Below are 21,247 nucleotides of genomic sequence, written 5' to 3'. Positions count from 1 at the left end.
ATGGACTCGACCAGTTCGACCGAGCATTCTTCGTTGCCCGGCAGGGCGCAGATCTCGTCCAGACCGGCGATTTCCTTGAGAACGAATTGCATATCACGCAAGGGGGCGACGTAAGTACTCATGCACAGCTTCCTTTCAGACTAAACAGCGCCCGCAAACGGGCACCAAAAGCCCCGCCAAAACGGGACATGTAATTTATTCGGGCTGACAAGGATGACCCCGCGCGCCGGCGGAATCGTCTCCTCTCAACTTGCCGGAGTGCTGTTCTCCTTGAATGGCAAGCGTTCTTTTCTTTTATGGGGGCGAAGCATGGCAAAACAGTCTTACGCAAGTATTGATGCAATGTAACAGAAGATTACAAAGGCAGCGGCGCAAATGTCTTGCGCCACGCCAAGACTCGGCAGGCTGCCGGGGCGGGGTAAAATCCGCCCATGACCTCTGCACACTACGTTCATCTGCGCCTGCATTCGGAATACTCCGTCACCGACGGCATCGTGCGCCTCAACGACGCGATCAAGAGCGCCGCCACCGATGCCATGCCGGCACTGGCCTTGACCGATCTGGGCAACCTGTTCGGCCTGATCAAGTTTTACAGCAGCGCCCGCAGCAAAGGCGTCAAACCCATCGCCGGGGCCGATGTATGGATGAGCGGCGGGCAAGCCGATGCCCCGAGCAGCCGTTTATTGCTTCTCGTGCGCAACCGTCAGGGCTATCGCCAACTATGCGAATTACTGACGCGCTCTTACGTCGCTTCTGGGCGGCGCGAGCGGGCCGAAATTCGCCGCGAATGGCTGCTGCAAACCGGCTGCGATGGCCTGATTGCGCTCTCCGGCGCGCAATCAGGCGATGTCGGCGAAGCCTTGCTGAACGGTAATTTTTCACTGGCGCAAGAGCGGGCGCTGGCCTGGGCCGATTTCTTTCCCGAGGCCTTTTATCTCGAAGTGCAGCGCTACGGGCAGCCGCAGCAGGAATACCTGGTCAACCAAACCGCTGATCTGGCGAGCGAAACCGGGCTGCCGCTGGTCGCCACCCATCCCGTGCAATTCATGCGCCGCGACGATTTCCAGGCGCACGAAGCGCGCGTCTGCATCGCCGAAGGTTACGTTCTGGGCGACACCCGCCGCCCGAAACCCTATACCGAAGAGCAATATTTCAAAAACCAGGACGAAATGCGCGCGCTCTTTGCCGATTTGCCCGAGGCCTTGGCCAATACGCTGGAAATTGCCAAGCGCTGCAACATCGAGCTCACCCTGGGTAAAAACTTCCTGCCGGATTTCCCGATTCCGGCAGGTATGACCATCGATGAATTTCTCGTCCAGGAAGCCAAAAACGGCCTGGAGCGCCGCCTGCTCGAACTTTATCCGGATGCCGCCACACGCGAGGCACGCCGCAGCGAATACGTCGAGCGCCTCGCCTTTGAATGCAACACCATCATTCAAATGGGCTTTCCCGGCTACTTCCTGATCGTTGCCGACTTCATCAACTGGGCCAAGGAAAACGGCGTGCCGGTCGGCCCCGGGCGGGGTTCCGGGGCCGGTTCGCTGGTCGCCTACAGCCTGCGCATCACCGACCTCGATCCACTCGCCTACGCCCTGCTCTTCGAGCGCTTCCTCAACCCGGAGCGGGTGTCGATGCCCGACTTCGACATCGACTTCTGCCAAGACAACCGCTGGCGGGTCATCGAATACGTGCGCGAACGCTACGGCGCGCAGGCGGTATCGCAGATCGCCACCTTCGGCACCATGTCCTCGAAAGCGGTGATCCGCGACGTCGGACGCGTGTTCGGCCTGCCCTATTCGCTGTGCGACCGGATTTCCAAGCTGATCCCCATCGTACAGAACAAGCCGGTGTCGCTCGCCGAGGCGCTGGAACAGGAACCCGCCCTGCAAGACATGCTGGCCGACAGCCAGGATGGCGAAACCCTCCGCGAGTTGTTCGACCTGGCCGGGCGTCTGGAAGACCTGACCCGCAACGTCGGCATGCACGCCGGCGGCGTTTTGATCGCGCCGGGCAAGATCACCGATTTCTGCCCCATCTACCAGGCGGCGGGCAACGATGCCTCGCCCGTTTCGCAGTTCGACAAGGACGACGTAGAAAAAGCCGGCCTGGTGAAATTCGACTTCCTGGGCCTGCGCAACTTGACCATCATCGAATGGGCGCTGAAATATATCGAACGCCTGACCGGCGAGCGCCCCGACCTGATGAGTCTGGGCTTTGACGACCCTGGTGCCTACCAGATTCTCAAGGATGCCAACACCACTGCCATCTTCCAGGTCGAATCGGAGGGCATGAAAAAACTCCTGAAAAAGCTCGCCCCCGATCGCTTCGAAGACATCATCGCCGTACTCGCGCTGTATCGCCCCGGCCCGCTGGGTTCGGGCATGGTGGACGATTTCATCCTGCGCAAAAAAGGCCAGCAGGCCATCGATTATTTTCACCCCGATCTGAAAGCCAGCCTGGAACCGACCTACGGCGTCATCGTGTACCAGGAACAGGTGATGCAGATCTCGCAGATCATCGGCGGCTACACGCTGGGCGGGGCCGATATGCTGCGCCGGGCGATGGGCAAGAAAAAGCCGGAGGAAATGGCCAAGCACCGCGAAACCATCGCCGCCGGGGCCAAGGAACAGGGCTACGATCCGGCGCTGGCCGAACAGCTTTTCGACCTCATGACGAAATTTGCGGAATATGGCTTCAACAAATCGCACACCGCCGCCTACGCCGTCGTCACCTACCACACCGCCTGGCTCAAACGTTATCACTGCGCCGCCTTCATGGCCGCCACCCTGTCTTCCGACATGGACAACACCGATACGGTGAAGATTTTTTACGAAGACACGCTGGCCAACAAAATCAAAGTCCTCGGCCCCGACATCAATGCCTCCGCCTACCGCTTCGAACCGGTGACGCGCGACACCATCCGCTACGGTCTGGGCGCAGTGAAAGGCACCGGCGAACAGGCGGTCAACGTCATTCTCAAGGCGCGCGAAACGGGCGGGCCATTCAAGGATTTATTCGATTTCTGCCAGCGCTGCGACAAACGCATGGTCAATCGGCGCACGGTCGAAGCACTGATTCGCGCCGGTGCCTTCGATGCCCTGGACAGCAACCGCTACAAACTCCTCGCCTCGGTCGGCATCGCCCTGGAATTTGCCGAGCAAAGCGAAAAAAATGCCATGCAAAGCAGCCTGTTCGACCTGGGCGACGTTGCCGAGGCACACGCCCCGCAATATCTCGAGCGCGCCCCCTGGGACGAACGCAGCCGCCTGATGGAAGAAAAAACGGCGCTCGGTTTCTTTTTTTCCGGCCACCCCTACGATACCTACAAGCCGGAACTCGCGCGCTTCGTTCGCCGCAGCTTGAACCAACTGGAACCGAGCAAGGAATTCCAGACGCTGGCCGGCATCGTCACCGGTCTGCGCACGCAAATGACGCGGCGCGGCAAAATGCTCTTCATCCAACTCGACGACGGCACGGCGATGGTGGAAGTCAGTATTTTCAACGAACGCTTCGAGGCCGAACGCGCCAAAATCGTCACGGACAGCATCCTGCTCATCGAGGGCAAGGTCAGCCACGACGAATTTTCTGGCGGCAAGCGCGTCATCGCTGAACGCCTCATGAGCTTGGGCGAAGCCCGCGCGCGCTTTGCCAAACACCTGCGCCTGAATTTTGGCAGCGGTGCCGACGCGCAGCGCCTGCGCACCCTTTTGCAGCCCTTCACCCCCGGCAACGCCCCGGTACGCCTGCATTACCGGCAGGCCAGCGCAGAATGCGAAGTGCTCTTGGGGGAAGACTGGAAAGTCCGGCTCGACGACGAACTGCTCGAGGCCTTGCGCGTCTGGCTCAAGCCGGAAAACGCCGTCATCGTGTATTGAGGGCCTGCCGGCGCATCAATCCAACTTACTGGCGGCGCAAGGCAACCAAACGCCCGAGGACAAAACCCTTCAGCTCGTGAAAGGGAATCGGCTTGCCAAAACGCGTCACGGCGGTTGGCAAACGGCTCGGCGCGCTCATGTCCACGCCGATGGCGATGACGTCCATGCCGGTCGAAGGCGCATGGGCCAGCAACTGGGAAAGCATGATTTCGCAATCGATGCCGGGTAACTGCATGTCGCAAATCAGCACATCGGGAGCCCGCAGACCGAGCTGCATCAGGCCGGCCACGGCATTTTCAGCAAAATGCAGATAAATCGGCAACTTCCATTCGCCGATCGTGCGCTCATAGGCGGCACGGCGTTCGGCATCGGCATCGATGATCAGCAAGTCGAGCAGGCCGCTTTCCGCTCCTCCGGTACGTCCGCGTTTGGCCAGCAGAACATCGATGGCGGCAAGCGGAATCCGCCGATGGCCGCCGGCTGTTTTCCAGGCTTCCAGCGTACCGGACTCGACCATGTTCTGCACCGTACCCAAGGAAACGCCCAGACGCAATGCGGCCTGGCGGGTGCTAAGGAAATCTTTGCGTATCATAGTGTGCTTGCACTCAATGTCAGAAAATTGGCAAATTCTACCTGATCTTGCGCGCAGTTTGGTAAGACTAATGTAAGCAAGCTGTTATTTTTTGTATTTTATCCAGACGCACACGCAACACATGACCTCGCCCCGCTGCCGGGACTGCCGGCACTACTACATCACCTTCGTTCCCAACATGCCTTACGGTTGCCGCGAACTTGGCTTTCAGAGCGCGCAGGAGCCCGCGCGCGTCGTTTTCAATTCCTCCGGGCAGCACTGTCTGTATTTTTCGCCACTCAAAAAATCGGGCAAGCAACAAAGCAGCGATTGATCCTGCACATTGACCGCGAACAGCCGCGCGCTCAAGCCAGCTGCGCTTTCGCTTCCAGCGCCCGCCGGGCATGGCTCAAGGCATCGGCGAGATCGATGAAAACGCTGCTTTTACCCAGCAAATCGGCAAAACCGGAACGGGTCAATAAGGACATGGGCTGGCTGTTCAAACCACACAGCAGCAAGGAGCACCGGCGTTTGGCAAGCTGTTCGTAAAGATTTTCCAGGCCTTCAAGACCGCTGGTATCGAGCTGAATCAGACGCTGCATGTCGAGAATGACGATTTCCGGATGCCCCAGGCGCGGATCGAGCAGTTCTTCCAGCTTATTCACCGCACCGAAAAAAAGCGCCCCGTACAGTTGCCAGGCGGCCACGCGCGGTGTGCCATCGGCGTGGCACAACTGCGGCCCAAGCTGCTCACTGCTCAGCACCCGGCGCTCGATGCGGGTCAGATCGGACATGCGATAAATGAAGAAGAGACAGGCCAACACCATGCCTAACTCCACCGCCACCGTCAGATCGAACAGCACGGTCATGAAGAAGGTGACCAACAAAATAATGCGGTAACTCCAGGAGAAACGGCGCAATTCACGAAATTCGTGCCATTCCCCCATATTGATCGCCACCACCATGACGATCGCCGACAAGGTCGCCAGCGGCACATAGGCGGCCAAGGGCGCGGCCACCAGGACAATGGCCAAGAGGGTCAGGGAGTGCACGACGCCGGCCACCGGCGTGCGCCCACCGGCGCGGGCATTGGTCGAGGTCCGGGCAATCGCCCCGGTCGCCGCGAAACCGCCGAACAGGGGTGCCGCGATATTGGCGATGCCCTGCGCCATGAGTTCCTGGTTGGGGTCGTGGCGGTCGTCGATCTGGCCATCTGCGACGCGCGCCGACAGCAAGGATTCGATCGCACCCAAGAGCGCAATGGTCAGCGCAGGCGAAATCAATTTGCCAAAATCATGGATCGAGACCGCCGGCATGCCAAAACTGGGCAATTCCTGCGGAATACCGCCAAAACGGCTGCCGATGGTATCCACCGGTAATTCCAGCAGCCAGGCGAACAAGGTGCCGACGATCAGCACCACCAGCGGCCCCGGTGCGCGGCGCAAAAACACCAAATGCTGCGCCAGGCGGTTATAAAAAAGCAAAAACACGAAACAGGCCACGGACAAACTCACCGTCGGCAGATCCGCCGTGTGTGCGTGCGCCGCCAAGACTTTCAAACGCTCGAAAAACTCTGCCGGCACCTGCGCAATATCCAGACCAAAAAAATCCTTGATCTGCGCAAGAAAGATCACCACCGCGATGCCATTGGTAAAACCGATCACCACCGTCACCGGAATGAAGCGGATCAGTTGCCCCAAGCGGGCCAAACCCATGGCCAGCAAGAGTGCCCCGGCCAGCAAGGTGGCCCCGAGCAGATTGACGAAACCATGCGCCACCACGATGCCGTACACGATGGGAATGAAGGCCCCGGTCGGGCCACCGATCTGTACGCGCGAACCGCCCAGCAGCGAAATCAGCAAGCCGGCGACGATCCCCGTCCAGATGCCCGCCGTCGGTGACACCCCGCTGGCAATGGCAAAGGCCATCGCCAGAGGCAGCGCCAGCACCCCCACCGTAATCCCCGCCCCAATGTCCTTGCCCGCCTGAGCGCGGGAATAATCGTGCAGGCAGTCGAGCAATTTGGGGCGAAAGGAAAAATTCATTTCTGGTGGCGCTCCCGATACGAGGAATGGGTGGAGGAATTACTTATTGACCGCCCGGTAACCAATGTCTTTACGATACTGATGCCCTTCCCAGTAAATCTGGGCGGCGGCTTCATAGGCCGCTTTTTGGGCGAGTTTGACATTTTCACCCAAGGCGGTCACGCACAGCACGCGCCCCCCGCTGGTCAGCACTTGGCCCTGGCGCTCGCTCGTGCCGGCATGGAAAACATGGCAATCTTCACCGAAGCTGTTGCCGGCAGGCAGGCCAGTGATGACATCACCGGTTTTCGGTTTGTCCGGGTAATTGGCGGCAGCGAGCACCACGCCCAGGGCGACGCGGCGATCCCATTCGGCTTCGATTTGATCGAGCGTGCCATTGATGCCGTGTTCCAGGAGTTTGACAAAGTCGGACTTCAGCCGCATCAGAATCGGCTGGGTTTCCGGGTCGCCCAGGCGGCAGTTGAATTCCAGAGTTTTCAGACTGCCGTCCTTGCCGATCATCAGACCGGCATAGAGGAAACCGGTGTAGGGAATACCGTCCTTGATCATACCTTGCACGGTGGGCAGGATGATTTCGCGCATGGCGCGGCCGTGGATTTCCGGCGTGACACAAGGCGCGGGCGAATAGGCCCCCATGCCGCCGGTGTTCGGCCCCTGGTCGCCATCGAAAATGCGCTTGTGGTCCTGGCTGGAAGCCAGCGCCAGCACGTTCTTGCCATCCACCATGACGATGAAACTGGCTTCCTCACCATCGAGAAACTCCTCGATCACCACGCGCGCGCCGGCATCGCCTAGTTTATTGCCGGAGAGCATGTCGTCAATGGCGGCATGCGCTTCTTCCAGGCTCATGGCAACGACGACGCCCTTGCCCGCCGCCAAGCCGTCCGCCTTGATGACGATGGGCACGCCCTGGGCCTCGATATAGGCATGCGCGGCAGTGGCATCGGAAAACGTGGCAAACGCTGCTGTCGGAATTCCGTGGCGAGCCATGAAACGCTTGGCAAAATCCTTGGATGACTCCAGTTGCGCCGCTTCCTTGGTCGGGCCAAAAATCTTCAGCCCGCGCGCCCGGAAGGTATTGACCACCCCCGCCGCCAGCGGCGCTTCCGGGCCGACCACGGTGAGAAAAATTTTGTTTTCCTCGGCAAAATCAGCCAGCGCCTGCGGATCGCTCAGCGCCAGATTTTCCAGCTCATGCTCGCGCGCCGTGCCGGCATTGCCGGAGGCCACATAAACCTTCTGCAAACCGGGCGTCTGCGCCAGTTTCCAGGCCATGGCGTGTTCGCGGCCACCGGAGCCGATGACAAGTAATTTCATATCGTTATTCCTTATTCCTCAGCCCCTGCGAGGGCTTCTTTCATGGGGCAAAGCGATTTCAACGGCAGGCTGCGCCGCAACTTGAAACCACAATTCGTGGCTTCAAGTTGTCCGGCCGGGGCCAAATTCGTAAGTGGTCACTGACTCAATGACGGAAGTGACGGGTGCCGGTAAACACCATGGCGAGGCCGTGCTCGTCGGCCGCGGCGATGACTTCTTCGTCGCGCACCGAACCGCCGGGTTGAATGACGGCCGTGGCACCGGCTTCGGCCAGCACATCGACCCCGTCGCGGAAGGGGAAAAAGGCATCCGAGGCGACGACTGAACCCGCCAACGACAATCCAGCGTGTTGCGCCTTGATGCTGGCGATTTTGGTCGAGTCGACACGGCTCATCTGCCCGGCCCCTATCCCCAGCGTCATGCCGCCGCCGCAAAAGACGATGGCGTTCGACTTGACGAATTTGGCGACACGCTCGGCAAAGAGCAGATCTTCGATTTGCTGGGCACTGGGCTGGCGCTTAGTCACGACTTTCAGGCTGCTGGCTTGCGCGCTGAAATCATCCGCCGTCTGCACCAGCAGACCGCCACCAACGCGCTTGAACTCCAGCCCGTTCAAAGCGCCGCCCAGAGGCACAACGAGAACGCGCAGATTGGTTTTGGCGGCCAGCGCGGCGCGCGCATCGGCGGTGAAGGCCGGGGCGATCAGCACTTCGATGAAATGCTTGCGGGCATTCATGGCTTCGACGATGTCGATACCGACTTCGCCGTTGAAGGCGATGATGCCGCCGAAGGCGGAGGTGGAATCGGTCTTGAACGCCTTCTCGTAGGCGGCGAGCAGGCTGCCATCAACGGCCACGCCGCAGGGGTTGGCGTGCTTGATGATGACGCAGGCTGGGGCACCGAACGCTTTGACGCATTCCCAGGCGGCATCCGAATCGGCGATGTTGTTGTAGGACAATTCCTTGCCCTGCAACTGGGTATACGCGGCGATGCCGCCGGGCAAGGCGGTCGTGTCACGATAAAAAGCCGCTTGCTGATGCGCGTTTTCGCCGTAACGCAGGGTTTCGACGCGATCGAAGGCCAGTTGCAGCTGGGCCGGAAAAACAGAGGGTGCCGGCACGGCGATTTCCGGCTGGGTTTCGACCTCGGCTTCCAGGCCGGTCAGCCAGTTGGCAATCATGCTGTCGTAGCGGGCGGTGTGGGTGAAGGCTTTTTTCGCCAGATTGAAGCGGGTAGACAGGGTGAGCGAGGTTTGGTTGGCCTGCATTTCAGCAAGCAGCGGCGCGTAATCGGCCGGATCGGTGACGATCGCCACGCCGGCGTAATTCTTGGCCGCCGAGCGCACCATGGCCGGGCCGCCGATATCGATGTTTTCAATGGCATCAGCCAGCGTGACGCCGGCTTTGGCAACCGTAGCGGCGAAGGGATACAGATTGACGCAAACCAGATCGATCGTCGGAATGGCGTGCGCGGCGATGGTCGCCATGTGTTCCGGCAAATCACGGCGGGCGAGGATGCCGCCGTGCACCTTGGGATGCAGGGTTTTGACGCGGCCGTCGAGCATTTCCGGAAAGCCGGTATAGCCGCTGATTTCGCTGACCTCCAAGCCAGCTTCCTTGAGCATTTTCGCGGTGCCGCCGGTCGACAACAGCTTGACGCCTTGCGCCGCGAGGCCTTGGGCAAATTCGAGTACACCCGTTTTATCGGAAACGGAAATCAGCGCTTGTTTGATCATGGCTTTGATGTGGAAAGTGAAAAATTCAATCGTAAAAAACGTCGCGCGAACACTTACAGCAAAGCGTGTTCGCTCAACTTTTTGCGCAGGGTATTGCGGTTGATGCCCAGCATTTCGGCGGCCAAGGTCTGGTTGCTGCCGGATTTATTGAGCACCAGTTCAAGCATGGGTTTTTCCACGCTTTTCAAAACCATGTCGTAAATCGCCGCAGGCTTTTCACCGTCCAGATCGCGAAAATACTGCTCCAGCGCAGCAATGACGCAGCGCGCAAGGTCGTGCTGACTTTCGTGCGAACTCATGTGAGCAATCCTTCCTCGGTGTTTTCGCCATAACGCAGATGGGTGTGCTCCTCGGCGTAGCGCAGAAAAAACTCATCCACCGCCTGCCGCTGCAATGCCACGCTGGGCAAGGTATTCATGACTTTACGAAAAGCGGCTGAACCGACCAGCCCCTTGGTGTACCAGGAAATATGCTTGCGCGCGACCTTGACGCCGGTTTCCAGGCCGTAAAAGGCGTAAAGATCTTCCAGGTGGGCGAGCAAAATGGCGTGAATTTCCGCCACCGGCGCGGGCGGCAGTTTTTCGCCACTCGCCAGATAATGCTCGATTTCACGAAACAGCCAGGGGCGACCTTGCGCGGCACGCCCGATCATCAGGCCGTCCGCCCCGGTTTTATCGAGCACCAGACGCGCTTTTTCCGGCGTCGTGATATCGCCGTTGGCGATCACCGGAATCTTGACCAGGGTTTTTACCAGGGCGATGGTGTCGTATTCCGCTTCGCCCGTGTATTGCTGGCAGCGGGTGCGGCCATGAATTGCCACCGCGCGCACGCCAGCGTTTTCGGCGATACGGGCGATGACCGGAGCGTTTTTATTGGCCACATTCCAGCCGGTGCGAAACTTCAGCGTGACCGGCGTATTCGGCACGGCAGCCACCACGGCATCGAGAATGCGCCCCACCTGCGGCTCATCCTGCATGAGGGCCGAACCGGCCATGACATTGCACACTTTTTTCGCCGGGCAGCCCATATTGATATCGATGATCTGCGCGCCGTTATCGACATTGTGGCGCGCCGCATCGGCCATCATCTGCGGATCGGCCCCGGCAATCTGTACCGAAATCGGCGCGACTTCTCCGCTGTGATTGGCGCGGCGCAAAGTTTTGGCGCTACCGTAAAGCAGGGAATTCGATGTCACCATTTCCGAGACCGCGAGCCCCGCGCCCATTTTTTTACAGAGCTGGCGAAACGGTCGATCGGTAACCCCGGCCATGGGTGCAACGAACAGATTGTTGCGCAGCGTGAAACCAACAAAATCCATGGCGGGCACAGGGGTGAACGGTGAAGGGGAAGCGGGCGATTCTACCCGAAAACCTGCCTAAAAAATAGTCAGCCCAAGGGCAAAGAGGAGCGCAAAAGCCAGCTGCAAAGCCGCCGTCATGGCAAGAATGCGGTTAAATGCCGCACTGGGCGGCGTGTGGAAAAATTGCCACACGAGCCAGGCAGAAAACGGCAACAACAACATCGGCAGACGCCCCGGCGCGCCCAGGCCAAGCAAAACCGCGTAAGGCAACAACATTTCCCCGGCGTAAAACCAACGCGTGGCGCGCCGCCCCAGGCGCACGGCCAGCGTACGCTTGCCGCTTTGGGCGTCCCCCTCCAGGTCGCGGTAGTTATTTACCGTAATCACCGCCGCCGCCTGTACCCCCAATAAAACCCCAAGCACCAGCGCAGCAAGGCTCCAACTCAAGGTGTGCAGGTAGTAGCTGCCGGCCAGCGCCGCCACGCCAAAAAACAAGATAACGAACAATTCACCCAGGGGGCCATAAGCAATCGGCCAGCGGCCGCCGGTGTAAGCCCAGCCAGCGGCGAGCGAAGCCAGGCCGATCGCGACGATGGGCCAGCCGCCGTGCACCACCAGGTAGATACCGCACAAAAACGCCAGGGCAAACGCCAGCGCCCCGCCACGGCGCACGGCTTGCGGAGCCAGCCAGCCTTCGGCACTGGCGCGGCGCGGCCCGAGACGCCCGGCCTGATCGGTGCCGCGCAGAAAATCCCCCGCATCGTTAAATAAATTGGTCCCAATCTGGATCAAGCAGGCCGCCGCCAGCGCCGCCAGAAACGGCCAAGGCAAAAAGCGCCCAGCCTCGTGCCAGGCCAGCGCACTGCCTAAAAGAACGGGCGAGAGTGACACCGTCAGCGTTTTCGGACGGCAAGCGAGGAACCAGGCGAGAACAGGCGACATGCAGCAGTTTGGGTCAGCGGTTTTAGCCGCCCCGGCCTCCCCAGATCATGCGCCGGGCGACGAACTGGCGAGCAGGCGGAAAAAGGTCCAGAGCATACAGCCCCAAACCGCGCGCCCATTTGATCGGCGCGAAATCGGTGGAAAAAGTGCGCACGACCGTGTCGGTAAAGAGCGCGCCACCTTGCCGGTCACACCGGCGCAGGCGCGCGTAATGCGCCAGTGCGGACGGCGTGCAGCCCTCCGTCAGCAGGGTTTGCGCCAGTTGCCAGGCGTCGCGCAAACCCAGATTAAAGCCCTGCCCGGACACCGGATGCAGGGTTTGCGCGGCATTGCCTATCCACACCGCACGCCCTTGCGCCAGCGTTCGGCGCATCCGTAAGGCCAGGGGAAAACAGTTGCGCGGACTCGCCTGACATAAACCCAGGTGCCGGCCAAATTGCGCCTCCAGCGCCGCAATGAACGCTGCATCATCAAGCGCCATGACCTCTTTGGCCTTGGCTGGCGGCAGCGTGAGCACGACAGAAAACTCTTCGCCGAGCGGCAAAAGCGCCAAGGGGCCATCCGGCGTGAAACGCTCCCAGGCGCGCTGGCCATGCGGCTGCGCCGGGCGTACTTCGCAGATCACCGCCTGCTGGTGGTAATCGCGCACGCTGACCAAGGGATCCGCGCCGGGTGTTCCGTCGGCATGGACGATGAGCGCGCCATGCAGCGACACGCTGTCGGCGTTTTGCCCGAGCTTCAGGCCTACGCCCTGCGCATCTTCTTCGAGCGCCAGCATCTCGGCCTCGGCATACAGCGCATCGGGGGCGAGATGCCGGCTCAGCGCGCTGACCAGATCGCGGTAACGCACCACATAACCGAGCGCCGGCAAAGCCTGCTCTTTGGCCGTCATCAAGCAACGGCCAAAGCCGCCGCGCTGCGAGATGTGAATGGTTTCGATCGGCGTTGCCGCCTGCGCCGGCCAGCTGTCGAGCTGTTCGAGCAATTCGCGCGTGCCGTGCGACAAGGCCAGTACGCGCGGATCGGCCTGCAGCGCGGCCAGCGGGCGGCGCTCGAGCAGGCGCGAGGTAATGCCATAGCGCGCCAGCGCCAGATGCAAGGTCAAACCCACCGGCCCTGCGCCCAGAATCAGCACCTCGGCAGAATCTGCGCAAGCCTCAGTCATGGCGCATTGCCTCCTCGATCTCGGCGACCGTTTTCGGGGCCGTGGTGTAGACCGCGCAGCCCGCCGACGTGACGCACACATCGTCTTCAATACGAATGCCGATTCCGGCCAGGGTTTGCGGCACATCGGCGGCTGGACGGATGTACAGCCCGGGCTCGACGGTCAGCGTCATGCCCGGCTGCAGGCGGGTCCAGCTGTCGCCCGTTTTATAGTCGCCCGCATCATGCACATCCAGCCCCAGCCAGTGGCCGGTGCGATGCATGTAGAAACGGCGGTAATCGCCACGCTCGATCAAAGTATCCAGCGCGCCGTGCAGCAGCTTGAGATCGAGCAAACCCTGGGTCAGCACGCGCACAGCGGCGTCGTGCGCCGCCATGAAAGACTGCCCCGGGGCAATTGCCGCAATCGCTGCCGCCTGCGCGGCCAGCACGATCTCATAGACCTCTTTTTGCGCCGGCGAAAAACGCCCATTGACCGGAAAGGTGCGCGTGATATCGGCGGCATACCCCGCCACTTCGCAACCGGCATCGATCAGCACCAAATCCCCGTTGCGTAAGGGCTGATTGTTTTCGACATAGTGCAGCACGCAAGCATTCGCCCCGCCGGCGACGATGGGCGCATAGGCGTGCGCATCCGCGCCCAGGCGGCGAAATTCGTAAGTCAACTCCGCTTCCAGCGCATATTCCGCCATGCTTGGGCGGCAGTGGCGCAAGGCGCGCAGATGACCGGCCGAGGTGATCTGCGCGGCGCGTTGCATGTTCGCCAGCTCGTGCGCGTCTTTGCATAAGCGCATGGCATCGAGCACGCCGCGTACGTCATGCAGCGCGCTGGGGGCTGTTTTACCGGAGCGGTTTTGTGCGCGCACGCTGTTGAGCGCCTGCGTGATACGCGCATCCCACGCGGCATCATGTCCCAGGGCATACCAAAGGCCAGCACGACCGGCCAGGAGAGCGGGCAGTTTTTTATCGAACTGGGCGATCGAATACGCGGCATCGAAAGCAAAGTGCGCTTTTGCTGCCTGGGGGCCGTAGCGATAACCGTCCCAGATTTCACGCTCTTCGTGTTTTTCGCGGCAAAACAAAATCGACTTTGGCCGTTTACCGCCCACCAGCACGAGCACCGCCTCCGGCTCGGCAAAACCCGTCAGATACCAGAAATAGCTGTCGAAGCGGTAAGGGTAATGGGCATCGCGATTACGCAACGCCTGCGGCGCGGTCGGGATAATGGCGATACCCTCGCCGATGTGCTTTAACAAGCGCTTGCGACGGGCAAGAAATGGAGAGGCGCTCATGCGTTTTTCCTGAAATAAAGTCGGCGCTCACGCCGAGGCGTGCAGCAGGGCATCGAGTTCAGCGAGCCGCTGCGGCGTACCGACATCGACCCAGGTACCGCCAAAAAGCTCACCGCTCAGTGTTCCCGCCCTAATCGCCGCATCGAGCAAGAGGCGCATTTTCAAGGGCTGGTCGGCAGGGACGCCGGTGAAAAAAGCCGGCGAAAATACACCGACTCCCGCGTAAGTCAGCGAGCCCTCACTTTGGGCAAAAACGAGCTTTTCCCCGTCCAGACTGAAATCCCCTCCCGCATGGTGCGCCGGATTGGCGACCATCAGCAGATGCGCCAAGGGCTGCCAGCCCGTGCGCACACGCTGCACCAGCGGCGAAAAATCGAGCGCGCACCAAATATCGCCATTGACCACCAGAAACGGGGCCGTCCCCAGCAAGGGCAGCGCACGCGCAATGCCGCCCGCTGTTTCCAGCGCGCCGGGCGGCTCCGGCGAATAACGGATGGTGAGCCCCCACTTCGCCCCATCGCCCAACACCGCCTCGATTTGCTCTCCCAGATGCGCGTGATTGATCACCACGTCGCGCACCCCCGCCACCGCCAGTTTTTCCAGATGCCAGACGATGAGCGGCTTGCCACCCGCCGGCAACAGGGGTTTCGGCGTATGGTCGGTGAGCGGGCGCATGCGCTCGCCGCGCCCAGCGGCCAGAATCATCGCTTGCATCGTGTTCAGCGCCGGTAAGCAATCTGCTCGGTCTGGCCATCGAGCCTATCGAGCAGATTGAGTAAAGGTTTCAGCGGCAGATAGCGGCTGGCGGTCTTCTTCGCATAACGCATGAAACGCGGCAAATCTTCACTGTATTTGTCCTTGCCATCGCGGTATTTCAGGCGGCAGAAAATACCCAGCACCTTGAGGTGGCGCTGCAAACCCATCAACTCGTATTCGCGCCAAAAATCGCCAAAATCCACCCGCACCGGCAGGCCGGCTGCCCGCGCTTTTTCCCAGTAACGCACCACCCAGTCGAGTTCCTGCTCTTCTTCCCAGGAAATGAACGCGTCACGAAAGAGCGAAACGACGTCGTAGGTGATGGGGCCATACACGGCATCCTGAAAATCGATCACCGCCGGCGTAAGTGTTTGCTCACTTTCGACCACCATGAGATTGCGCGGCATGAAATCGCGATGCACAAACACCTTGGGCTGATTGAGCGCCGAATTAATCAGATAATTAAAGCTGCGTTCGAGCATGGTTTTTTCTTCGTTACCAAGCTCAAAACCCAAATGGCGGCCGATGAACCACTCCGGAAACAGCGCCAATTCCCGACGCAAGAGCGCGCCGTCGTAAGGTGGCAAGGTCGCCGGCGCGGAGGCCAGCTGCCAGCGCACCAGAACATCCAACACCGGACGCATCAATGTGTCGGCTAAAGAAAGATCGGCCTTGAGCGCTTCCAGATAACCGATGCGCCCCAGGTCGGTGAGCAGCAAAAAGCCTTGTTCCAAATCTTGATCGAGCACGCGCGGCGCGGCGATGGCGGCTTTTTCCAAAAGCTTGGCGACCTGAATGAACGGGCGGCAATCTTCCTTATCGGGCGGCGCATCCATCAGGATGCGGCTGCTGCCATCCTCCAGCCCAAGGCGGAAATAACGGCGAAAACTGGCATCGGCAGATGCCGGCGTGATCTCGAACCGTTGTTTTGAAAAACGCTGCGCGACCCAGTCATGAACCAGAAGATCGCGCCCTTGAAGTGGTGTGGAGGGCATCGGAGAATGAACGCTTCGTTGTAAAATGGCGCGATTTTAACATCCGGGCATCCACTGCGCCGGCCCCGGACTTGCCCAAGCTTCCCATGACCGTCTTCTCCCGCCGCCCTCTGGCCCTATTCATTTGCTGCCTGTTTGCCGGCGCACCCATGGTGCACGCGGCCCCTGCCGCAACGGACCCGGCCACCGGCATGCGCCTGGAACGACGTTTCAACCTGCTCGCGCGCGAAAAAGAAAAACACAAAAAAAACACCACGGCACAACAAAATGCCGCCACGCCCATCCCGGTCTTGCGCACGGAAGACGATTACCCGCTCTTTCTCGCCGCCGACGAACTGGAAGGCGAAACCGAAGTCGAAATGCGCGCCCGCGGCCATGTCGAACTGCGCAAACCCGATCTGCTCCTGCTCTCCGAGCGCCTGAACTACCGTCCGCTCGATGACGAAGCCGAAGCCATCGGGCAGGTGCACCTGAAGCAAGGCAGCGCCGAAATCGACACCGATTACCTGAAAATCCGTTTGTCCGAACACATCGGCCACACCGAGGCGGCGCGCTACCAGATCGAACGCCAGGTCAAAAACGAGTTTTACGATAAAACCCGCACCACCGTCACGGTGGCCAGCATCAATGGGGCCAATAGCGGCGCCCCCATGATGCTGAACATTCCCAACACCTACGGCCTGCCCACCGAAGCCCCACCAGAGCGCCCGTCAACGGCCAGTGGCACGGCCGAACGCATTGATCTGGCCGGCGAAAACCACTTTCTTTTTGACCGCGCCACCTTCTCCACCTGCAAACCCGGCTCGAGCGATTGGTATTTGCAGGCCAAAACAATGGATCTGGATTTCGACCAGGATTTTGGCAGCGCCGACCACGCCTCGGTCTGGTTCCAGGGCGCGCCTTTGTTTTACACGCCGAAAATCTGGTTTCCGCTCAACAACCGCCGCCGCTCCGGTTTGCTCGCGCCAACCTTCAAACAATCGACCAAAACCGGCTTCGATTTTACCCAGCCCTATTACTGGAACATCGCCCCCAATTACGACGCCACCTTCTACCCGCGCTACATGAGCAAACGCGGCACGCAGCTGGGGGCCGAAGTGCGCTATCTCGGCGCAGGCGTGGACAGCGAAGTGCGCGGCGAATATCTGGGCAGCGACAAGCATTTTCTCGATCGCAAGCGCTACGGCTACAGCCTGCGCCATCAGCAAAACCTGCCCGGCGGACTCTCGGCCTATGTCAACTGGCACGGGGTTTCCGATGATTTTTACTGGGAAGACATGTCTTCGCGCCTCTTGCAAACCTCGCAAGTACAGCTAGAGCGCCAAATCACCCTGGGCTACGCTCCCGCCTCCTGGCTGAGCACCTCCTTGCAGGTTTTGCGCTACCAAACCCTGCAACCCGACCCCAAAGCCCCCATCGCCCGGCCCTATTTTCTGGAGCCGCGCCTGAATCTGACCGGGCAGAAAAACAATCTTTTCGGCGCGCTCGATTTTGCCCTGCTCGGCCAATACAGCCGCTTCACGCACGACGACCGGCAAAACCGGCCGGTCGGCGACCGCTTGGTGTTCTACCCGCAGTTGAGCTGGCCGGTCGTTGCTTCCGCCTTTCGCGTCATGCCCAAAATCGGCCTGCACATGAGCAGCTACGCCATCGACGAAGCACGCGTCAACGGCGGCAAACGGGAAAGCTACTCGCGCACCCTGCCCACCTTCAGCCTGGATTCGACCCTCATCTTCGAGCGCGAAGACGAAGTTTTCGGCAATGCCTTCGTGCAGACGCTGGAACCGCGCCTCTATTACGTCTACATCCCTTACAAGAAACAAGACGGCATTCCGGTTTTCGATACCGGTCTTGCCGATTTCGATTTCGCTCAGATTTTTTCTGAAAACCGTTATGTCGGTTACGACCGGATCAACGACGCCCATCAGCTCACCGCCGCGCTCACCACCCGCATTCTCGATGCCGACACCGGAGCCGAGCGCTTCAAAGCCATGCTCGGCCAGCGCTATTATTTTGACAGCCAGCGCGTACTGCTGCCGGGTGAAGCACGCCGACCCGCCGATTTCTCCAACCTCGTCGCCTCGATTTCCGGCCTGGTCGCCCCCAAAACCTATGCTGAAGGCACCTGGGAATACAACTACAAGGATCGCCTCAACGAACGCTTCTCCGCCGGCGTGCGCTTCCAGCCCGATTACGGCAAGGTACTCTCGGCGAGTTACCGCTACACACGCGACCCGCTCAACCAGAAAGCGCTGGTCGATCAGGTCGACTTCTCCGGTCAATGGCCGCTCGCCCCGCGCTGGTATGGCGTAGGCCGCCTCAATTATTCGCTGCGCGATCACCAAACCCTGGAAACCATCGCCGGTCTCGAATACAACGCTGGCTGCTGGGCCGTACGCGCCGTGGCGCAACGCCTCTCGGCCACCTCCGGCACGCCCAATACCAGTTTCTTCCTGCAGCTCGAATTGCAAGATTTTGCCAGCGTCGGCTCCAATCCGCTCAGTCTGTTGCGGCGCAGCATCCCCGGCTACGGCAAAACCAACGAACTCGCCCCCACGTCTTTTTAAGTGAATCCGCCATGCGCGCTTTAAGCCCCTTTCTCTCTCTCCTGGCACTTTGCCTATCCAGCCTCGCCCTGCCCACCGCCGCTCACGCCGCGGCGCAAGAGGCCGATTACATCGTGGCCGTGGTAGGCGACGGCGTGATTACCCGTAACGAGCTGCGCAGCCGCCTCGAGATGGTGCTCAAGCAGCTGACCAAACAAGGCACGCCGCTGCCGCCACAAGAAGACCTGGAACGGCAAATGCTCGAGCGCATGCTCATGGAAGAAGCGCAATTCGCCTACGCCAAGGAAAGCGGGCTGCGCATCGATGATGCCCAGCTCGATCAGGCGATTGGCCGCATCGCCGCCAACAACCAGATGAATCTGGCGCAATTTCGCAGCACCCTGGAAAAAGACGGCGTCAATTACCGGGAATTCCGTGAAGAAATTCGCGGCGAAATGATCATGGCGCGCCTGCGCGAGCGCGAGGTAGAAAGCCGCCTGGTCATTTCCGAGAGCGAAATCGATAACTATCTCGCCAACCAAGGCGCGCAAAACAATGACGAATACCGCCTGGCGCACATTCTCTTGCGCGCCCCGGAGTCGGCCAGCCCGGAACAGCTGCAAAAACTGCGCCAGCGCGGCGAACAGGCGCTGGCCAAGGCGCGCGCCGGGGAAAATTTTGCCGAACTGACCGCCGCCTATTCGGACGCCCAAGACGCCCTGCAAGGTGGCGACATCGGCTGGCGACATCTCAATTCGCTGCCCACCCTCTACGCTGAAACCGTCGCCCGCCTGCAATCTGGCCAAATCAGCGACCTGCTGCGTTCTTCCGCCGGCTTTCACATCATCAAATTGGTCGACAAGCGCGGCGGCAATCAGCCGGCCTCGGTGCGCCAGACGCACGCCCGCCATATTCTGGTGCGCACCAACGAAGTGACCTCCGAAGCCGAAGCCCGCCACCGCCTGAACACCGTGCGCGAACGCATCGCCAACGGCATGGATTTTGCCGAACAGGCGCGCATCTTTTCGCAAGACGGTTCGGCTGCCAAAGGCGGTGATCTCGGCTGGCTGAACCCGGGCGACACCGTGCCGGATTTCGAGCGCGCCATGGACGCCTTGCAGGCGAACGAAGTCAGCGACATCGTGCAATCGCCTTTCGGCATGCACCTCATTCAGGTACTGGAACGGCGCGATCGTGACGTGACCGACGAGCGTCAGCGCATGAACGCGCGCCAGGCCATCCGCGAACGCAAGCTCGAAGTCGCCTATCAAGACTGGCTGCGCCAGTTGCGCGACCGGACCTATATCGAAAACCGCCTGGAGAAGAACCCGTGAGCCAGCCCGTACAGCAGCCGGTCATCGCCGTCACCAGCGGCGAACCGGCAGGCATCGGGCCAGAATTATGCTTACGCCTCGCCGCCTGGACGGGGGAAGGTCATCCGGTCGTTTTGGGCGACATGGCACTACTCGAAGCGCGCGCCGCCGCTTTAGGCGACCCGGTCAAATTGCGCGCTTACCAAGCCGGCCAAGCGCGCTGCGTGAACACCCTGGATGTGCTGCACCTGCCGCTGCGCGCCCCGGCGCATGCGGGCGTGCTCGACTCCGCCAACGGCCCCTATGTGCTCGCCCTGCTCGATCGGGCACTTAGCGGCTGCCAAAACGGTGAATTTGCCGCCATGGCCACCGCACCGGTGCATAAAGGCGTGATCAACGATGCCGGCATCGCCTTCACCGGACATACCGAATATCTCGCCGAAAAAACTGGCACACCGCTCGTCGTCATGATGCTGGCGGGCGACACCGAACGCGGCCCCGAAACTACGCCATTACGCGTCGCGCTTGCCACCACCCACCTGCCGCTCAAAGACGTGCCAGCGGCCATCACCGCTGACCTACTCGAACGCATTCTGCGTATTCTCGACACGGATCTGCGCCGCAAATACGGCCTCGCACACCCGCGCATCCTGGTCGCCGGATTGAACCCGCACGCCGGCGAAGGGGGTTATCTCGGGCACGAGGAAATCGACATCATCATTCCCTTGCTAAACAAATTACGCGGCGAGGGGCTGCGGCTGTCCGGCCCGCACCCGGCCGACACGATGTTCACCCCGCCGGTGTTGGCCGGCGGCGATGCCGTACTGGCCATGTACCACGACCAGGGGCTGACCGCGCTGAAATACGCCACCTTCGGCAAGGGCATCAACGTCACCCTCGGTCTGCCCATCATCCGCACCTCGGTCGACCACGGCACCGCGCTGGCGCTGGCCGGCAGCGGCCAAGCCGACCCCGGCAGCCTGTTTGCCGCCGTTCGCGAAGCCGCGCGCATGGCAGAACGGCAGAGCGCATGAAAGCGCACATCGCCAGAAAGCGGTTCGGCCAGAACTTTCTCGTCGATCAAGGCATCATCACCGCCATCGTCCGCGCGCTCGACCCGGCCCGCGCCGATACTGTGGTCGAAATCGGCCCCGGTCTGGGGGCGCTGACCGAACCCCTGTTGGCGCGCCTGGATCATCTGCACGTCGTCGAAATCGACCGCGACCTGATCGTGCGTTTGCGGCAACGGCATACGCCGCAGCGCCTGAGTATCCACGCCGGCGACGCACTGGCCTTCGACTTTTCCAGCCTCGGCAGCGACCTGCGCCTGATCGGCAACCTGCCCTACAACATCTCGACGCCGCTGCTCTTTCACCTCGCCAGCTACGGCCAGCAG

Annotated in this window: 18 protein-coding genes; 6 read left to right on the top strand and 12 right to left on the bottom strand. The window is 60.8% G+C overall.

Annotated elements, in window-relative coordinates; all coding sequences use genetic code 11:
• Positions 1-122: acyl-CoA dehydrogenase N-terminal domain-containing protein (locus ACM62Q_RS10525; protein ID WP_415036316.1), on the bottom strand; the 122-nt coding region annotated here is incomplete at its 3' end.
• A 309-nt stretch (positions 123-431) separates the two neighbouring features.
• On the opposite strand from ACM62Q_RS10525, the gene dnaE reads away from it, so the two are divergent.
• Positions 432-3,875, top strand: a complete 3,444-nt coding sequence (dnaE, locus tag ACM62Q_RS10520) for a DNA polymerase III subunit alpha (protein ID WP_415036314.1) — start codon at positions 432-434, stop codon at positions 3,873-3,875.
• A gap of 25 nt (positions 3,876-3,900) precedes the next feature.
• Here the strand turns inward: dnaE and ACM62Q_RS10515 are convergent, their stop codons facing one another.
• Positions 3,901-4,467 carry an excisionase family DNA-binding protein gene (locus ACM62Q_RS10515; protein WP_415036312.1) on the bottom strand — a complete coding sequence of 189 codons (567 nt, stop codon included), beginning with the start codon at positions 4,465-4,467 and terminating at the stop codon, positions 3,901-3,903.
• Positions 4,468-4,588: 121 nt separating this feature from the next.
• Between ACM62Q_RS10515 and ACM62Q_RS10510 the strand changes: the two genes are divergently transcribed.
• Positions 4,589-4,780, top strand: coding sequence for a hypothetical protein (locus ACM62Q_RS10510; protein WP_415036310.1), 192 nt, complete (start codon positions 4,589-4,591; stop codon positions 4,778-4,780).
• Positions 4,781-4,811: 31 nt separating this feature from the next.
• On the opposite strand, the gene ACM62Q_RS10505 is transcribed toward ACM62Q_RS10510, so the two are convergent.
• The 10 genes from ACM62Q_RS10505 to ACM62Q_RS10460 all read right to left on the bottom strand — a co-directional run bounded on the left by ACM62Q_RS10505 (position 4,812) and on the right by ACM62Q_RS10460 (position 15,992).
• Positions 4,812-6,491: a SulP family inorganic anion transporter gene (locus ACM62Q_RS10505; RefSeq protein ID WP_415036308.1), complete on the bottom strand. Its 1,680-nt coding sequence runs from the start codon at positions 6,489-6,491 to the stop codon at positions 4,812-4,814.
• A 39-nt stretch (positions 6,492-6,530) separates the two neighbouring features.
• Entirely contained in the window at positions 6,531-7,808 is a 1,278-nt protein-coding gene (gene purD / locus ACM62Q_RS10500) for a phosphoribosylamine--glycine ligase (protein WP_415036306.1), read from the bottom strand.
• Between the two features lie 145 nt (positions 7,809-7,953).
• Positions 7,954-9,543 (bottom strand): bifunctional phosphoribosylaminoimidazolecarboxamide formyltransferase/IMP cyclohydrolase, encoded by a 1,590-nt coding sequence (gene purH / locus ACM62Q_RS10495; protein WP_415036304.1) that lies wholly within the window; start codon positions 9,541-9,543, stop codon positions 7,954-7,956.
• Between the two features lie 53 nt (positions 9,544-9,596).
• Complete coding sequence (locus ACM62Q_RS10490) at positions 9,597-9,842, bottom strand: Fis family transcriptional regulator (RefSeq protein WP_415036302.1); 246 nt, start codon at positions 9,840-9,842, stop codon at positions 9,597-9,599.
• Positions 9,839-10,861: a tRNA dihydrouridine synthase DusB gene (gene dusB, locus ACM62Q_RS10485; protein WP_415036300.1), complete on the bottom strand. Its 1,023-nt coding sequence runs from the start codon at positions 10,859-10,861 to the stop codon at positions 9,839-9,841. Before dusB ends, ACM62Q_RS10490 begins: the two co-directional genes overlap by 4 nt.
• Positions 10,862-10,918: 57 nt before the next feature.
• Positions 10,919-11,785, bottom strand: coding sequence for a 1,4-dihydroxy-2-naphthoate octaprenyltransferase (gene menA, locus ACM62Q_RS10480; protein ID WP_415036298.1), 867 nt, complete (start codon positions 11,783-11,785; stop codon positions 10,919-10,921).
• Positions 11,786-11,807: 22 nt separating this feature from the next.
• Positions 11,808-12,950 carry an FAD-dependent monooxygenase gene (locus tag ACM62Q_RS10475; protein WP_415036296.1) on the bottom strand — a complete coding sequence of 381 codons (1,143 nt, stop codon included), beginning with the start codon at positions 12,948-12,950 and terminating at the stop codon, positions 11,808-11,810.
• Positions 12,943-14,241 (bottom strand): aminopeptidase P N-terminal domain-containing protein, encoded by a 1,299-nt coding sequence (locus ACM62Q_RS10470; RefSeq protein ID WP_415036294.1) that lies wholly within the window; start codon positions 14,239-14,241, stop codon positions 12,943-12,945. The genes ACM62Q_RS10475 and ACM62Q_RS10470 overlap by 8 nt, the downstream gene beginning before the upstream one ends.
• 27 nt (positions 14,242-14,268) lie before the next feature.
• Entirely contained in the window at positions 14,269-14,955 is a 687-nt protein-coding gene (murU, locus tag ACM62Q_RS10465) for an N-acetylmuramate alpha-1-phosphate uridylyltransferase MurU (protein ID WP_415036292.1), read from the bottom strand.
• Between the two features lie 5 nt (positions 14,956-14,960).
• Complete coding sequence (locus ACM62Q_RS10460) at positions 14,961-15,992, bottom strand: aminoglycoside phosphotransferase family protein (RefSeq protein ID WP_415036290.1); 1,032 nt, start codon at positions 15,990-15,992, stop codon at positions 14,961-14,963.
• An 86-nt stretch (positions 15,993-16,078) separates the two neighbouring features.
• Between ACM62Q_RS10460 and ACM62Q_RS10455 the strand changes: the two genes are divergently transcribed.
• From ACM62Q_RS10455 to ACM62Q_RS10440, 4 genes are all read left to right on the top strand, one after another.
• Positions 16,079-18,559 (top strand): LPS-assembly protein LptD, encoded by a 2,481-nt coding sequence (locus tag ACM62Q_RS10455; protein ID WP_415036288.1) that lies wholly within the window; start codon positions 16,079-16,081, stop codon positions 18,557-18,559.
• Positions 18,560-18,570: 11 nt separating this feature from the next.
• A complete protein-coding gene (locus tag ACM62Q_RS10450) occupies positions 18,571-19,872 on the top strand; it encodes a peptidylprolyl isomerase (protein ID WP_415036286.1) in 1,302 nt (433 codons plus the stop codon).
• Positions 19,869-20,885: a 4-hydroxythreonine-4-phosphate dehydrogenase PdxA gene (gene pdxA / locus ACM62Q_RS10445; protein ID WP_415036284.1), complete on the top strand. Its 1,017-nt coding sequence runs from the start codon at positions 19,869-19,871 to the stop codon at positions 20,883-20,885. The genes ACM62Q_RS10450 and pdxA overlap by 4 nt, the downstream gene beginning before the upstream one ends.
• The coding region (locus tag ACM62Q_RS10440) for a ribosomal RNA small subunit methyltransferase A (RefSeq protein WP_415036282.1) at positions 20,882-21,247 on the top strand (366 nt) is incomplete at its 3' end. The genes pdxA and ACM62Q_RS10440, both read left to right, overlap by 4 nt.

Source organism: Azonexus sp., assembly GCF_047638095.1.
Lineage (GTDB): Bacteria > Pseudomonadota > Gammaproteobacteria > Burkholderiales > Rhodocyclaceae > Azonexus.
The sequence above is the reverse complement of the archived record's forward strand: the minus strand, read 5'-3'. Positions and strand labels throughout refer to the sequence as shown.